The sequence below is a fragment of the Dyadobacter sp. BHUBP1 genome (assembly GCF_050587785.1).
Taxonomy (GTDB): domain Bacteria; phylum Bacteroidota; class Bacteroidia; order Cytophagales; family Spirosomataceae; genus Dyadobacter.
The window spans coordinates 175250-190313 of the sequence record NZ_JBOBIH010000005.1; the positions used below are offsets into that span (position 1 = coordinate 175250).

14 protein-coding genes are annotated in these 15064 nt (G+C 49.8%); 2 read left to right on the forward strand and 12 right to left on the reverse strand.

The genetic code is table 11. The features are described 5' to 3' along the window. Positions 1-38: 38 nt before the first annotated feature. From ACQ4MZ_RS20725 to menB, 11 genes are all read right to left on the reverse strand, one after another. The gene (locus ACQ4MZ_RS20725) at positions 39-2585 is read right to left on the reverse strand and encodes a phosphocholine-specific phospholipase C (RefSeq protein WP_430848049.1); all 2547 of its coding nucleotides are present in this window, start codon (positions 2583-2585) and stop codon (positions 39-41) included. 110 nt (positions 2586-2695) lie between these two features. Further along, positions 2696-3217: a hypothetical protein gene (locus ACQ4MZ_RS20730; protein WP_430848051.1), complete on the reverse strand. Its 522-nt coding sequence runs from the start codon at positions 3215-3217 to the stop codon at positions 2696-2698. A 93-nt stretch (positions 3218-3310) separates the two neighbouring features. Beyond that, complete coding sequence (gene rplT, locus ACQ4MZ_RS20735; RefSeq protein ID WP_015810727.1) at positions 3311-3655, reverse strand: 50S ribosomal protein L20; 345 nt, start codon at positions 3653-3655, stop codon at positions 3311-3313. 102 nt (positions 3656-3757) lie between these two features. Beyond that, entirely contained in the window at positions 3758-3952 is a 195-nt protein-coding gene (rpmI, locus tag ACQ4MZ_RS20740; protein ID WP_015810726.1) for a 50S ribosomal protein L35, read from the reverse strand. A gap of 138 nt (positions 3953-4090) precedes the next feature. Continuing rightward, positions 4091-4645: a translation initiation factor IF-3 gene (gene infC, locus ACQ4MZ_RS20745; RefSeq protein ID WP_430848054.1), complete on the reverse strand. Its 555-nt coding sequence runs from the start codon at positions 4643-4645 to the stop codon at positions 4091-4093. A gap of 110 nt (positions 4646-4755) precedes the next feature. Continuing rightward, positions 4756-6699 (reverse strand): threonine--tRNA ligase, encoded by a 1944-nt coding sequence (thrS, locus tag ACQ4MZ_RS20750; RefSeq protein ID WP_430848056.1) that lies wholly within the window; start codon positions 6697-6699, stop codon positions 4756-4758. 61 nt (positions 6700-6760) lie between these two features. Beyond that, positions 6761-7960, reverse strand: coding sequence for a tetratricopeptide repeat protein (locus ACQ4MZ_RS20755; protein WP_430848058.1), 1200 nt, complete (start codon positions 7958-7960; stop codon positions 6761-6763). A gap of 6 nt (positions 7961-7966) precedes the next feature. Next, positions 7967-8854 (reverse strand): class I SAM-dependent methyltransferase, encoded by an 888-nt coding sequence (locus tag ACQ4MZ_RS20760; RefSeq protein ID WP_430848060.1) that lies wholly within the window; start codon positions 8852-8854, stop codon positions 7967-7969. A 104-nt stretch (positions 8855-8958) separates the two neighbouring features. Then, positions 8959-10539, reverse strand: coding sequence for a hypothetical protein (locus tag ACQ4MZ_RS20765; RefSeq protein WP_430848062.1), 1581 nt, complete (start codon positions 10537-10539; stop codon positions 8959-8961). Further along, a complete protein-coding gene (locus ACQ4MZ_RS20770; protein WP_309983649.1) occupies positions 10526-10939 on the reverse strand; it encodes an EVE domain-containing protein in 414 nt (137 codons plus the stop codon). Before ACQ4MZ_RS20770 ends, ACQ4MZ_RS20765 begins: the two co-directional genes overlap by 14 nt. Before the next feature lie 53 nt (positions 10940-10992). Beyond that, positions 10993-11817: a 1,4-dihydroxy-2-naphthoyl-CoA synthase gene (gene menB / locus ACQ4MZ_RS20775; RefSeq protein ID WP_106598331.1), complete on the reverse strand. Its 825-nt coding sequence runs from the start codon at positions 11815-11817 to the stop codon at positions 10993-10995. Between the two features lie 196 nt (positions 11818-12013). On the opposite strand from menB, the gene ACQ4MZ_RS20780 reads away from it, so the two are divergent. Together ACQ4MZ_RS20780 and ACQ4MZ_RS20785 are read left to right on the forward strand one after the other, a co-directional pair. Next, the gene (locus ACQ4MZ_RS20780; protein ID WP_430848065.1) at positions 12014-13081 is read left to right on the forward strand and encodes an AMP-binding protein; all 1068 of its coding nucleotides are present in this window, start codon (positions 12014-12016) and stop codon (positions 13079-13081) included. Further along, entirely contained in the window at positions 13074-13847 is a 774-nt protein-coding gene (locus ACQ4MZ_RS20785) for a hypothetical protein (protein WP_430848067.1), read from the forward strand. The genes ACQ4MZ_RS20780 and ACQ4MZ_RS20785 overlap by 8 nt, the downstream gene beginning before the upstream one ends. Here the strand turns inward: ACQ4MZ_RS20785 and ACQ4MZ_RS20790 are convergent, their stop codons facing one another. Beyond that, positions 13848-14966: a helix-turn-helix domain-containing protein gene (locus ACQ4MZ_RS20790; RefSeq protein ID WP_430848069.1), complete on the reverse strand. Its 1119-nt coding sequence runs from the start codon at positions 14964-14966 to the stop codon at positions 13848-13850. It abuts the gene before it with no gap. Between the last annotated feature and the right edge of the window lie 98 nt (positions 14967-15064).

The window sequence follows — 15064 nt, forward strand, 5'->3', positions numbered from 1 at the left end:
AGTGTCAGGCCAAAAGATGGCCTGACGGTGGATAGGTATCAGCTCAGCATTTGGCCCATATAAGGGTCGCTCTGACTTGTAGCACCGGTTTCAACATGCCCCGCAAACCGCGAGAACGCATTCTCCGCACCTTCGACGGCGATGGTGAAATCGTACCAGTTGAAACTTTTTGCCAGGTTCAGCACGATAGTCTTGCGTGATTTTGTACCTGCGGGCGCTTTTTCGAGCGTAATGGTTTGGACAGCAGTTCCATAAGCGTTGTCGGTAACCTTCAGTACAGCCTTCTGGCCTGGATGCAGGTTGCTGATCCTCAATTCGATATGGCCGGTCGGTTTTTTGCTACGGTCGAGCTGATAGGCGCATTCTATCTTCAAAAAACTGTTTTCTTTATTGCCGCTGTATTCCCGGAAGAAGCCGTTCGGACCGTATACCTTCAAATGATAATGCTGGTTTTCAAAATCGGCAGGATTCCAGGAGCCGGTGAGGGCGTCGCCGGCTTTCACCGCATAGTTCCAGACTTTGACATGCTCATTTTTGTATTTTCCCGGGGCGTACACGATAAATGGCGAACCGGCGGATTTGTCGCGAAATATGCCATTTCTGGCTTCCAGCTTAATTTCAAATGCATTTTTGGCAGAGTTGAAGGCTCCGTCGGCATATAATTCATACGGGATGGCACACGCTGGCCGCGTTCCTTTTTCCTGATTTGGCAAAATAGGAGAGGTAAGCGGGTCGGCATTCACCTCGTCGATCTCGCTTTTAGACAATGCTTTGTAGCCGTTCGGAAGTTTCTTGAATTTTGCATTGAAAATGCTTTCCATGAACTCCGTCCTTTCTACGAATGTCGGCAGCTTGATTTCCTGGCCGTCGTAAGGAGTGAAAGTGGAAGTAAGGTCGCCACAAATAGTACGTCGCCACTCGGTAATGTTCGTTTCTTTCACCTGCTTACCCGATTTCAGGCTCACAAATTTTTCGAGGAATTGCAAAATGGAAGTATGGTCGAATACTTCGGAGCATACATTCCCACCGCGGTTCCAGGGCGAAGCGACGATCAGCGGTACCCGATAGCCGAGGCCGATGGGGCTTTCGCGGCACTCTTCTTTCTTTTTCTTCTGCATGTCCTGCTCCAAAGTCACGAATTCCGTCTTGCAGTCGATGCCCGCCGAAACAGCGCCGGTGTCTTCCTTATATGGATTAGGTACTACATACGGCGGGACGTGGTCGAAATAGCCGTCGTTTTCGTCGTAGCAGAGAATGAAAATTGTCTTTTTCCAAACCTCGGGATCGGCGGTCAGGATATCGATCACTTCCGAAACATACCATGCACCATACCACGGTGCCCCGGGGTGATCGGAGAAATTTTCGGGAGCTACCAGCCAGGAGACCGTCGGCAATGCACCGGTTTTTACATCGGAGCGGAACTGGTGGAGTACGTCGCCCATCGGGGCCTTGGCCTCATGTTCGATGTCGCCATCCTGGTATTTTACCGTGGTGATCTTCCGGTAGTCAGGGTCATTCTTATTGATGGTAAATGCCTTATTATGGATATTTTTCTGGCGCTGTGAGAGCTTTTCGAACTTTTCGGGGCTCCAACGGATCAATTCCTCATTGGCAAGTTTCAGCAGCGCGCGTTTTTCTTTTAAAACTTTTTCAAGATCCGCAGCCTCTTTACCCGAAAGCGATTTCAGTTTCGTTTGCGCTTCTTCGATTTCGCCGGGCAGCATTTGCTGGCGTTCCTTGAGATAGCGCTGGTAACCTGTGTGGTAACGAATATTGTACTGGCTGAACCACTCGATCGGGTTGTCGGTGAAATTGGCAAGCCATGCTTCTTCTTCACCCGTGAAGCCGGTATTGATGCTCAACTCATTCTGGTAAATCCGCCACGAAATTCCGTTGTCTTCCAACCTCTCGGGAAATGTTGTCCACGAAGCTTCGTGATCGTCCGTCACATTTTCGTTGCGAATGTTCGCATAATGCTTGTTAGGGTCGGTATTCTCACGGACAGTACCCGACCAGAGGTAGAGACGGTTGGGGGTCGTACCGGTCAGCGACGAGCAGAAGTTCTGATCACAAACCGTAAATGCGTCGGCCATCGCATAGTAGAAAGGAATATCCTCCCGATTATAAAAGCCTTGGGTCAAAGGCATTTTGGCATAATCCTTATTGCCGGGCTGCTTGGCAATGAGCCATTTGTCATACTTGCCGTCGTTGCGCGCGTCCACTTGGTTCGGCCATGAATGCGGGAGGGAGCCCATCCAGGTGGCTTTGGATTCCTTAATATTCAGGCGGAAGGGTACATATGTCTCTCCGGATGCATTGGTTTGCAGCCACACGAGATTTTTGTTCGGAAGGGTAATGGCTCGTGGGTCATTAAAGCCGCGCACACCGCGGAGTGTTCCGTAGGAATGGTCGAAAGAGCGGTTTTCCTGCATTAGGATCACCACGTGCTCGGCGTCCTTCCAGGTTGTGCCCTTAGGCGGGTTAATAGCCAATGCTTTCTGAATCGAAGCGGGTAGGGTGCTGAACAATCCGGCTGCTCCTGTGAGCATGGTGGCTTTCCGGATAAATTCTCTTCTTGAGTCCATGGTTAGGTGAGTTAGGAAAAAGAAAAAGGGCCTTTACGATAGTACATTGTTTTGTGCAAATGTACTATCGTTTTAAAGCCCTTGTTTTATCAGATAATGAATCTTTGCAATTACTTTCCTCCGAAGAGCCCGCCCAACATGCCGCCGAGGTCGATACCGCCGGGAGCCGATTTGCCCTGTTGGTCATTGCCGCCGCCGAAAAGGCCGCCACCCATCTGAATGAGCGAGCCGAGATCGAAGCCGTTACCAGCCCCGGCGCTACCGGCACCGCCCTGTCCATTGAATTGGCCAATCACGGCACCCAACACACCCGGCAATACCGAGTTGACGATGTTACCTGCAACCTGGCTGTTCAATCCGAATTTTTGAACGATGGCACCGACGGCGTTCGTGGCGATGGATGCTACGATCGGATTGTTGAGAAGTGAAGCTGCCGAAGTGCCGCTTTCGCCGCCGAAGAGGCCGAGCAATCCGCTGATGTTGCCGCTTTGCACTTGTTCCTGCAAACCTCCGGTAATGGAACTGGTGAGGGTATTAATCACTTCCTGATTGTGTTCGTTGGGAACGTCAGGGTTGTTTATCACCGATTGTTGGGAATTTTGTTGTACGAGGTCGAAGAGTTGTTCCAGCATTTCTATTTGGTTTTGAGGTACGAGAGTTGATTACCACCTGCAATATCCAAATTTTATGCAAAAAAAATCCCGCCGGAGAGGCGGGATGCTGTTTTATTTTACTTGATCAACGATCGCTTTGAATGCGTCAGGATGGTTCATCGCGAGATCCGCCAGAACTTTCCTGTTCAGCTCGATGCCTTTTGCATTAAGTTTGCCGATGAAAGCAGAATAAGACAATCCGTGCTGACGGGTTCCTGCGTTGATACGCTGGATCCACAACGCGCGGAAGTTGCGTTTTTTCTGTTTACGGCCTTCGTATGCGTAAGCCAAACCGCGCTCAACGGCGTTCTTGGCAACGGTCCATACATTTTTGCGACGGCCGAAATAGCCTTTCGCAAGTTTTAAAACTTTTTTACGTCTTGCACGTGACGCTACGTGATTTACTGAACGTGGCATAATTTAACTGTTTTTGATAATCGGCGCTCTGCTGAGACTTAAATGCCTTTTATCGGGTTGAACAAAAAACCAGAATTTAATTTCTGAATTGGCTTTTACGGATTATTTCCGAAGCATTGCCAATACTTGCTTCTCGTTAGACTCATCGATCAGACCAGTCTTCACCAAACCACGCTTGCGCTTGTTTGATTTTTTGGTCAGGATGTGGCTGTGGAAAGCGTGCTTACGTTTGATTTTCCCGGTGCCAGTCAGCGCGAAACGCTTTTTAGCCCCAGAGTTGGTTTTCATTTTAGGCATGATTCAAAAAAACTAATAGTTGATAAAATATAAAACAGCGCGCAAAATTAGTGAAATTTTACATAAAAATAAAATCGTGTCCCCAGCGCGAAGCCGAAAACACGATTTTCTATGTAATATGCTTGATGAATCAGCTTATTATTTGCCTTTTGCAGGCGCAGGGGCAAGGATGATCGTCATCCGTTTTCCTTCCAGTTTAGGTTCCATTTCCAGCTTGCCGTAATCTGCCAATGCTTCGGAAAATTTCTTCAAAAGATTCACACCACGCTCTTTGAAAACGATTGTACGTCCCACGAAATGCACGTATGCTTTTACTTTCGAACCTTCTTTAAGGAAGTTAGTCGCATGCTTTAATTTGAAATCGAAGTCGTGATCATCCGTGTTCGGGCCGAAACGGATTTCCTTGATAACCACCTTCTGCGCTTTCGCCTTGATCTCCTTTTGTTTCTTTTTCTGCTCGTATTTGAACTTGGAGTAGTCAACTACTTTGCAGACCGGCGGAACTGCCGTTGGCGCAATCTCCACGAGATCAAGCCCTTGTGCCTTTGCTATCGCGCGGGCTGTATTGATATCCACGATGCCCGGCTCAATGTTTTCGCCGACCAATCGCACTTCTTTTGCTGTAATTCTTTCGTTAATTTTATAAGGTTCTTCGGGAACTCTTAACCGTCCACTAGGGGGTCTTAATGCCATATAATTTGTATTGGTGTTTTTTTGTTTTTGGTGGAAATCGAAAAAATTAACACTAGCTCCACAAAAATAGTGCCTTATTGCTGGAATAATACTAAAATCTTACAAAAACATCAAGCAATGGCGGCTTCCTTTTTGAAAAACGCGATGAATTCATCGATCGTCATACTTCCCAAATCACCTTCACCTTTGCGGCGTACGGAAAGCTTTCCTTCGGCTGCTTCCTTCTCGCCTACGATGAGCATGAAAGGCACTTTGGTAACTTCCGCATCGCGGATCTTGCGTCCGATCTTCTCATCACGGTGATCCACAAAGCCGCGAATGTCGTGATCCTGCAACTGGAAGAATACATCTTCTGCATAATCAGCGAATTTCTCGGAGATCGGCAATATCGCAATCTGGTCGGGCGAAAGCCACAACGGGAACTGGCCCGCGGTGTTTTCGATCAGGATCGCGGTGAAGCGTTCCATCGAACCGAATGGCGCACGGTGGATCATTACCGGACGGTGCTTCTGGTTATCGGAGCCGGTGTATTCCAATTGGAAACGCTGAGGAAGCTGGTAATCCACCTGGATGGTACCCAACTGCCATTTACGTCCCAATGCGTCACGCACCATGAAGTCGAGCTTAGGACCGTAGAATGCGGCTTCGCCCAATTCGGTTACAGTGCTCAGGCCGCGTTCGGCAGCCGCTTCGATAATCGCACTTTCCGCTTTTTCCCAATCTTCGTCCTTACCGATATATTTCTCCTTGTTGTTCGGATCACGCAAAGAGATCTGCGCGCTGTAATCGTCGAATCCAAGTGATTTGAACACATACAATACCAGGTCGATCACACGGATGAATTCTTCCTTTACCTGGTCGGGACGGCAGAAAATGTGCGCATCGTCCTGCGTGAACCCACGCACGCGTGTGAGCCCATGCAACTCGCCGCTTTGCTCATAACGGTAAACGGTACCGAACTCCGAGAACCGCAATGGCAGGTCTTTGTAGGAGCGGGGGGAAGTCTTGTAAATCTCGCAGTGGTGCGGACAGTTCATCGGTTTGAGCATGTACTCTTCGCCGAGGTTAGGGGTTTTGATGGGTTGGAACGAGTCCTTGCCATATTTATCCCAGTGGCCCGAGGTCACGTACAAGTCCTTGCTCCCAATGTGCGGGGTGATCACCGGCGTGTAACCCGCGCGCGACTGTGCCTTGCTCAGGAACGCCTGCAAGCGCTCACGAAGCATCGCACCTTTCGGCAACCACAATGGCAAACCTTGTCCTACTTTTTCAGAGAATGCAAAAAGTTCCAACTCCTTACCCAAACGACGGTGGTCACGCTTTTTCGCTTCTTCCATCAGGGTCACATATTCTTCCAACTCTTTTTGTTTTGGAAAAGTAATGCCGTAAATGCGGGTCAACATTTTGTTTTCCTGCTTGTTACGCCAGTATGCGCCTGCTATGTTGGTCAGTTTGGCGGCTTTGATGAAACCGGTATTCGGGATATGCGGCCCTCGGCAAAGGTCGGTGAAACCGCCTTGCTCGTACAATGTAATGGAGCCGTCTTCCAGTCCGTCGATTAGTTCTAGCTTATATTCATCGCCCTTTTTGGTAAAATAGTCGATGGCTTCGGCCTTGCTGATCGGCTTGCGGATATATTCATTTTTCTGGCGCGCGAGTTCCAGCATTTTCGCTTCGATTTTCGGAAAGTCCTCCTGTGAAATGCTCTGCCCGCCCAAGTCCACGTCATAGTAAAAGCCCTTTTCGATCGAAGGCCCCGTACCGAATTTAATGCCCGGATACAGCGCTTCCAATGCCTCGGCCAGCAAGTGGGCCGAAGAGTGCCAGAATGTAGCTTTACCATCCTCGTCGTTCCACGTCAGCAGTTTTACCAGGGAGTCCTCCGTGATCTGGCGCGTAGGGTCCCAGACTTCATTGTTGACTTTGGCGGCTATCACATTCCGTGCAAGCCCTTCACTGATACTGAGCGCGATTTCGAGAGCGGTTACCCCTTTTGGGTAAAAACGTTCGCTACCATCGGGCAGGGTAATTTTTACTTGAGACTCGTCTTTCATTCAAAAAAATAATTCTGTGACTATGGTTCAATGGCAATGCGGCAGGCCGCAAAACACAAAGCTATTCAATTTTAGCTTTGCGCGATGAGTCCACGCGGATATTTGTAGTACCACGGGGTTGGATAATATTAATTTTAACCCGCGCCGTATCGAGTAATTTGTAGCCCGGGTTGGTATTTTCCTCAGGATAGTAGGAAGGGTAAAGTCCTTCCGACTCGATTTTCCGGATGCGGTACATGCCGTAGCGCGCGTCCTGGTCGCCCGGGGCGATGGTCAATGCAGTTTCGTAGTAGGTCTTCGCAACATCGAGCTCACCGCTTTTTTCATAGGCGTAACCCAGCATATTGTTGATCTCCTTCGACTTCGGTTTCTTTCTTAAAAGCGTTTTCAACGCCGGGATGGCCTGCGGGTAGGCGCGGAGCTGCATGGCTACCGTGGCCAGCTGGTTGAGCGCCTCGTCATAATCGGGCTGGATCGCCACCGCTTTTTGGTAGAAGATCAAAGCGGTATCCGGCTGCGCCAATGCATTCAGGATTTCGCCCCTTTCGAAAAACAGGCTTGCACGCTCGGGGAAGCGTTTCAGCGCTCTTTCGTTGATAGCGAGTGCTTCGGCCGTGTTTTTCAATTTGAGGTTGATCATCGTGCCTTGCTCGTAAGCGCGCAACAGTCGCGGATTGACGTTCATCGCGTAATTCAGGCTCGACAAGCTCGCAAGCGAGTCGCCTTGCTTGGCTTGCAACATGCCTTTTACATAGTAAGCAGAACCATCATAGGGGGCCATCCGCAATGCCTGGTTCAGATAGCCGGCTGCCTCACCGAAACGGTTCTTGGCTTGTAAAATGTCTGCCAGCAAAACATACAGCTCGGGGCTGCTTTGCTGCAATGCCTCGGCACGTTGCGCGTCTTCCAGTGCATTGTCAATCTTGCCCAACTCGCGGTTGATTTTACCCCGCAGGAGAAAGTACTCACTTACATTATCCTGCTCGTAAATCGACTCATTGATGTCATCGAGCGCCTCCGAATACTGTTCGCGTTCGAAGTAAATGCGTGCCCTTTTGAAATAATTCACGTCGGAATCGATGCCGCGGTTGATCAGGTCGGTCAGCGACAGCAACGCATCGTTTTGCCATTGTGCCTTGCCTTTTTTGATCACGGGCGGTATGCGCGTGGATGTGCGCGCGTCGCTCTGGCACGATTGTTCGAGCCCACCCAATGCGATGAGGCATGCAAATGGTAAATATTTCAGCTTGTCAGACTTCATTCGCCTCTAAACATTCTGATCTGAAAAACGCGAAAACACACCCAACGGCAGCTTCTTGCCAAACGAATCGGGAATGAACAGTTCGCCGAACTCGTGTTTGATCTCCGTCCCGAAATGCGTCTTGATCAGGTTCTCCACGATTAACGCGGAGAAACCCAGCGAGTACAGGTTAATGATAAAAAAGAAGTTCTTTTCCTTTAATAACTGCGCACAAAGCCGGAGTAGTTCATTCAAACTCTCTTCCAGCAACCATTTTTCGCCATCCGGGCCGCGTCCGTATGCAGGAGGGTCGAGGATCAGGCCATTATATTTATTGCCGCGGCGTACCTCACGCTGCACGAATTTCAATGCGTCTTCCACCACCCAGCGGATATTGCTCAACCCGCTCAGCTCCATATTCTCGCGTGACCAGCTGATTACCTGCTTCACCGAATCCACGTGCGTCACGTCCGCGCCCGCAGCCTTTGCGGCCAGCGATGCAATGCCGGTATAGGCAAAGAGGTTCAATACCGAAGGTTTTTCCTCCGGCATCTGTTTCAAAGTCCGGGCGATGAAATCCCAGTTGGTAGCCTGCTCCGGAAACACGCCCACATGCTTGAATGAAGACAATGCGAGCTTGGTACGCAAATGGAGCTCTTTCGTGCGGTATTGGAACACCCATTTATCCGGCATATCGCCTTTGGTGATCCATTGACCCTTTTCTTGTGAGTTTTTATCCTTTTTGAAAATCGCATTCGAGCGCTTGTCCCATTCGGCTTCGGAAAGAGATTTGTCCCAAATGGCCTGCGGTTCAGGACGTGAAAGGACATACGGGCCGAATTTTTCGAGTTTTTCAAATCCGCCGCTGTCGATCAGTTGGTAATCGGTATGTTGGTCTGGTGAAAGTAGTATCAAGGTGTACTTCGGCTTTCGGCTTTCGGCCGTCGGCCTTTTTTTAGTTATAAATTATTAAAGTGAGCCGGAGGAAAGCCGACGGGCGATAGCCGACAGCCGAAGTCCTAATAAGCAATTTTGTTCAAATAAAACACATTCCGTCTTCCCCTCGTGTTCGGGTCGCCGGCAGCATTCACAATACGTTGTTCGCCCCAGGCGAGATAGAAATTGTCGTACCAGTAGTCGATATCATCGGTGCTGGTTTTGCGGACTTTATCCCCTTCCACGTAGGTTTCGTTCGGGATTACGCGGTCACTGTCGATCACCTGGTTGCCTTTGATGATCTTGCTGCGAATGGCGCCGTTGTGGCTGTAAATCAGTTTGGAATTGCCGTTGGTGAAGGTTTGGACCTTAATCTTTTCCTTCAACTCCATGCTTTTTACATTGTCGAAACTAATACTGTTGTCCCAAAGCAGGTTCCCGTTCTGGTCGACATCCGCAACGACCGCGTGTGTGTATGTGAACCCATCGAACACCTGCGAGTTGTAACCGCGGCCGCCGTACATCGGGTTCCAGAGATAAGGATTGTAAAGCCCCATACCGAACGGATAGCCGTAGCCGCCGTATCCGTAATTGAAACCGCCCATCATACTCGGGTTCTGGTAGCGGTATTCGGGATAGAACACTTCGGCCACCAGGAGGAAGTTGCTGGTTTTAGGTATAATATCATGCACGAGAAGCCGGTAGTTCAGTTTCAGATCGTCGCCGCTTTCCTTTTTCTTGCGTATACGCTTTTCCATCTTCTCCTGCTGGCGTTCGCTCAGGAAGTTGAAGAAGTTTTTGAAATCGGTAAAACTGTGGTATTTGGTGAAAACCGTTTCGTCGCCGACGATCTTGCTGATATACAGTCCCTGCGAGGCTGCGACGGTACTGCTCTGCATATTACGATATCCGTAAGTGCCGATCACAATGCGAACGGAGTCGTTCAAAACCTGCAAACGGCCGCTTAGTAATGAGAAATCATCTTCCGGCTCTACACTTACCTGCGTGTAAAGTTCTCCGGTTTCTTCATAGGAACGCGCTACGATTTTGGTCTGGCGCCCCTTTTTAACCGCAAAACAAACATTCACCAAATGCTGTGCAGTGTCCACTTCGACGGTCTGAATGGCGTTGGAACCTTTGATGGCCGAAGGTAGTACCCTGGTTTGCTGGGTAGTAAGCTGGGTGTAGATCAAAACCGGCTCGTTACGCACCATACCGGCCATAAAAACGGAATAGCCCAGCGTTTTGAAATCCGTGATCTCAAACCGATCGACGGTATTAATTGTAAAAGTCTCCACGAAGCCGGGGCCAACATTTACCTTCACAATTTGATATAAAGAGCTCCGGTATTTGCTGAAAAGCAGAAAAACGGCCTGCCCGTCGTAGGAGGAAGCGATGTAATCGAGGTTCGATTCGATCGGCCCGTCGATGGACCATACCCGTTCGAGGTTCGTATCGAATTTCTGGACATTGAACGTGCCTTTGTCGGGCTTGGAAATGAGCAGTACGCCCTGTTTACCCAACGGAACAGCCTGGTAGGCGGTGTTACCGGGCAAAGGAAGTTCAATCCGCTTCACTCCCTGGGCGAAAACCGGCGCACCGAGAACGCCCAGGAAGAGTAACGGTAAGACCAGCCGAAAAACGGATCGCTTATTTTTTGTCATGTGCCAGGGCAACGATATGGTCGAATTCTTCGCGTTTCACCGGTACTACCGACAGCCGCGACAAACGGACCAGGTCCATTTGCTTCAGGAGTTCGTCCTTCTTGATCTGTGCAAGCGTAACGGTGTTCGGGAACTTCTCAACGGGAACGAGGTTCACCACAACCCATCCCGGTTCTTCGGTAGTAGGGTCGGGGTAATGTTCCTTCGAAACCTTGGCCAGTCCAACGACCTCCTTGCCTTCGTTGCTGTGGTAAAACAGCACGGGATCGCCCACTTTCATCGCCATCAGGTTGTTGCGGGCAGCGTAATTACGGACGCCGTCCCACATGCCTTCCCCCTCGGCAACGAGGTGGTCCCAGGAGTATTTAAACGGTTCTGATTTTACGAGCCAATGGTTCATTCAATGAGTTTTTGTATTGATGTGAGTTAAAATGTTAATCTTTCCCGACTAAATCAAGGGAATTTCGGGAATTTGCTGAAATCAGGTTTCCTTTTTTCCAAAAACGAGCGCTGGCCTTCTTTGGCTTCCTCGCTGAGATAGTAAAGCAATGTCGCATTACCGGCGAGCTCCTGGATACCGGCCTGCCCGTCGAGCTCCGCATTGAATGCGCTTTTGAGCATACGGATAGACAGCGGGCTTTTTTCCTGGATTTTCTTCGCCCATTCCAAAGTCACCGTCTCCAGTTGCTCTAAAGGAACGACTTTGTTCACCAGGCCCATTTGCAACGCTTCGTCGGCGTCGTACTGGTCGCAGAGGAACCATATTTCACGTGCTTTTTTCTGGCCAACCACGCGGGCGAGGTAAGAGGCGCCGAAGCCGCCGTCAAAGCTACCGACTTTCGGGCCGGTTTGTCCGAAACGAGCGTTGTCGGCTGCGATCGAAATATCGCAGATGACATGCAACACGTGACCGCCGCCTATCGCCCAGCCCGCTACCATCGCAATAACGGCCTTTGGAATGGAACGGATCATTTTTTGAAGGTCGAGCACGTTCAAACGCGGGACGTGGTCGTCGCCGATGTAGCCGCCGTGGCCGCGTACCGACTGGTCGCCGCCGGAGCAGAATGCCTTACCACCCTCACCAGTCAGGATAATGACGTCGATCCGCGGATCTTCGCGGCAAATGTGCATCGCGTCGATCATTTCGGTTACCGTGAGCGGCGTGAACGCATTGTGCTTGTGCGGACGGTTGATGCTGATTTTGGCAATTCCTTCGTGAAGTGTAAAGAGAATTTCTTCGTATTCTTTAATGGTTTCCCATTGAACTGTACTGGACATAAATCAGATTGGTAAAATTGAAATAAATGCAATGCGCGGCATGCGACGCCAGCGTGAAATGTAACCATTGCGCACCGCCTGAATGCGCGAAATTACTCATTGTTTGGGTTACGTTCAAAAACAAATGAATAACTTTCCATCGGATTAAAAACGGCTATTCACAGCCAGGAACAATGAATTCGCAGAAATCACAGGTATGATCTGGACAACCGGCAAAACGCATTGGCAAACGCAGAAAAGGCCGCGAAATCCCTATTTCGCACAGGCTTACGACTTTATGGGAAAATGGCTCGCAGGAGACCGGGAATTTGTGCTTCATACTTCCGGCTCCACGGGCATGCCCAAGCCTATTACCGTCACGCGCAGGCAACTGGAAGCAAGCGCGGCCATGACGGGCAAGGCGTTGGCGCTGGGGAGCGGCACGCGGGCACTCGTATGCCTGAACGTGGGGTACATTGCCGGACTGATGATGCTTGTCCGGGGATTGGAGCTGGATTGGGAATTGACCGTTACAGAGCCTACCTCTAACCCGCTGAACGGCCTGGATACTGTGGATTTCGACTTTGTGGCAATGGTCCCGATGCAATTGCAGGCGGTCCTGGAAAATGCGGCGACGGCTGACCAGGTGAGTAAGCTGGGTAAGGTACTCCTCGGCGGTGCGCCGGTCAACCTGGCGTTGGCAGACCGCATCAGAGGTTTGAACGTTCCCGTTTTCCAAAGCTATGGTATGACAGAAACCGTTTCCCACGTTGCATTGAAGGCGTTGAATGGGGCGGAGGCGAGCAATTCATACGTGTTTCTGCCCGGAATTTCCTTTGGTACCGACGAGCGTGGCTGCCTGTTTGTTTCCGGGGCTGTTACCGATGGACAAAAGGTGCAGACTAATGATCTTGTAGAGATAAGCGGTAATGCATTTCAATGGATAGGGCGGATGGATAACGTGATCAATTCCGGTGGTGTGAAAATTGTGTTGGATCAAACAGACCAGCGGATTGCGCGGGTTTTTCATGACTTGGGTATTCCAAATGCATTTTTCTGCTGGTGGGAGCCGGACGAAAAACTGGGGCAGAAGCTTGTGTTGGTGGTTGAAGACAGGCTGCGCGAGGAGCACGTAGCGAAGCTTCCGGCAGAAATTAGAAGCCGCGTTTCGACCTATGAGAACCCGAAACATATTTACTTTGCAAAAGCGTTTGCTAAAACAGCCACCGACAAGATCGACAAACGCGGCACATTTCAACAGTTTTTAAAATCTTCGAATGGATAAGAATCTTCAAATACCAGGTCAGTACATTATTCGCTTTCAGACTGCTCCCGTTGTCCCGGCACCGTTTGCCCATTTTTACACTTTGAAAATGGACATTCAATCGGCACAGGACTTGCGCGTGGATTTTGATATTGTTTACAATGACCGCGAAGAGCTGACGGAGGACGAAATCTTTGACGAAGGTTTTTCGACAGATGATGATTACAAATGGAAAGGCAGTTTGCCGGCGGTCTGGATCAATGAGTTTCAGGACATCTTAGCATCTTCTAAAATCATTCGCAAACGCGAAGAAAGCGAGTTCGAGGATTTCATTGAAATCGAACTCGACGAAAACGATAAACGGGTAACGATTTACCCGGTCGATAAGGAGCGCTGGTCGTACTTTTTGCAGGAAATGATGCAGGCCATTTTCGAAACCGGCGGCCGTGAAAAGCCGTTTGAGCTTACTTACATCGACATCGATAACGACCACAAAACGACCATCGACCTGAAAGCTTCTTTTGGGAAAAAGGAATTTACATTAAGCAAGAATGCAGGTGCGGCCCGTAAACTGGATTGGAACCAGTTGCAAAAAATAATGGACACGATTTACAAAGCTGAATTCGTACCCGATAATGCATCGGAGAGCAAGCCTTCCAAGAAAGGGAAATACATTACTGCCGGTGACGGTCTGTGGTACCAGATAGGAGTGGCCGTGCTTGAAACTACCTCCAAAAGCAGAGACCTTGCCAAGATCGAGGCATTGTTCAACACCCTTTCAAAGTAATTACTGACGATACTGGTTCAGCTCCATCTGCAATTCGTCGACGAGCTGGGCCACTCTTTCGAGTGAAGGCTGAGGTACAGGCATTTGCACGCTTACGAATGCCTTCACTTCCCATACTTCCAGCACATCCTGTAAAGGGATTTCCAGTTCCGCAATCTCCGCATTGTCCGAAGTAAGCAGCAAAACCCCCGCTGTTTTCACCTGATTGAATACATTTCTGTAAATCAATCCATGGTTCCGTAGCAGGAAAATATACTGCATGCCGTCCTTGATATCATACCAATTGCGAATGAATGTACCCACCAGAATGGAACCAGGGTAGGTGAAGTCCTCGCCGCTTTCAAAGGCACGGTAGTAGCCGGACGGCAGATTCGGCAACTGGAAAAGCGGCAGCGAGTTCAGATAGCCCGGATTTTGGAAGTTGGCGATGTATTCGGCCTGCTTGTTGCGTGCTACCCATTGGATGGTTGGAAAGTGCTGCGCGGGCTGCTCCACCGCCGCATTGAATTGCGGGGTCTGATACTGGTTATTAAAAGTCGGTAAACCCGTATTGGGCTGCGGCATTGCCTGTGGCCGAAAAACCTCTTGCTGAGCTGACCGTGGTCCATTCGGTTGGGGCTGGTTATACGGTACCGCCTGTGGGTTGGCAGCATTAAATTGCTGAACAGGTTGGGCCGCAGTTGGCTGAGGCGCTGTCTGCATTTCGCCGCTAACCGGCTTCAAATTGATCTGCCGCGAAACCTGCCTCAAAGGCTGCTCGGGTTGCTGATACGTTTCAATGATCTTGGATAATGGCTGCGGCTCTGTGTACCCGGGCGTGCGCGTAGGCGTGGGCTGCGGCATGCCCGAATGCGAAACCGTCATTTGGCGCGAGGTTGTGAGCGGGAGCGACATTTCCGGGGTTTCCCTTAGCTTACGCAGATCATTTTTTAGCAAATTGTCAACGCTAACCCCGAAGGCAGCGGCCATGTTTTTGAGATTAGTAAGATTAGGATTGGCCCTTGCTTCCTCGTAAGCTCCCAGTAACGATCTCTTGATCGCTATCTTACGGGCAAACTGTTCCTGCGTCAGGCCGTTCAGCCTTCTAAGATACTTGATGTTGTTGCTGACGATGCTCATAGTACAACCGATCCGTTCAAACTGCCTACTAATTGACAAATCTTTTAGTAAAAAACGAATTGAGCAACTTTTTTTTGAAATATTTAATGTGAAAATGC

Coding starts and splice junctions, on each gene's coding strand:
- ACQ4MZ_RS20755 (WP_430848058.1), bottom strand. CDS start 7,960: ATGAAGTCTGACAAGCTGAAATATTTACCATTTGCATGCCTCATCGCA.
- thrS (WP_430848056.1), bottom strand. CDS start 6,699: ATGAAAGACGAGTCTCAAGTAAAAATTACCCTGCCCGATGGTAGCGAA.
- infC (WP_430848054.1), bottom strand. CDS start 4,645: ATGGCATTAAGACCCCCTAGTGGACGGTTAAGAGTTCCCGAAGAACCT.
- menB (WP_106598331.1), bottom strand. CDS start 11,817: ATGTCCAGTACAGTTCAATGGGAAACCATTAAAGAATACGAAGAAATT.
- ACQ4MZ_RS20785 (WP_430848067.1), top strand. CDS start 13,074: ATGGATAAGAATCTTCAAATACCAGGTCAGTACATTATTCGCTTTCAG.
- ACQ4MZ_RS20790 (WP_430848069.1), bottom strand. CDS start 14,966: ATGAGCATCGTCAGCAACAACATCAAGTATCTTAGAAGGCTGAACGGC.
- rplT (WP_015810727.1), bottom strand. CDS start 3,655: ATGCCACGTTCAGTAAATCACGTAGCGTCACGTGCAAGACGTAAAAAA.
- ACQ4MZ_RS20770 (WP_309983649.1), bottom strand. CDS start 10,939: ATGAACCATTGGCTCGTAAAATCAGAACCGTTTAAATACTCCTGGGAC.
- ACQ4MZ_RS20730 (WP_430848051.1), bottom strand. CDS start 3,217: ATGCTGGAACAACTCTTCGACCTCGTACAACAAAATTCCCAACAATCG.
- rpmI (WP_015810726.1), bottom strand. CDS start 3,952: ATGCCTAAAATGAAAACCAACTCTGGGGCTAAAAAGCGTTTCGCGCTG.
- ACQ4MZ_RS20780 (WP_430848065.1), top strand. CDS start 12,014: ATGATCTGGACAACCGGCAAAACGCATTGGCAAACGCAGAAAAGGCCG.
- ACQ4MZ_RS20725 (WP_430848049.1), bottom strand. CDS start 2,585: ATGGACTCAAGAAGAGAATTTATCCGGAAAGCCACCATGCTCACAGGA.
- ACQ4MZ_RS20765 (WP_430848062.1), bottom strand. CDS start 10,539: ATGACAAAAAATAAGCGATCCGTTTTTCGGCTGGTCTTACCGTTACTC.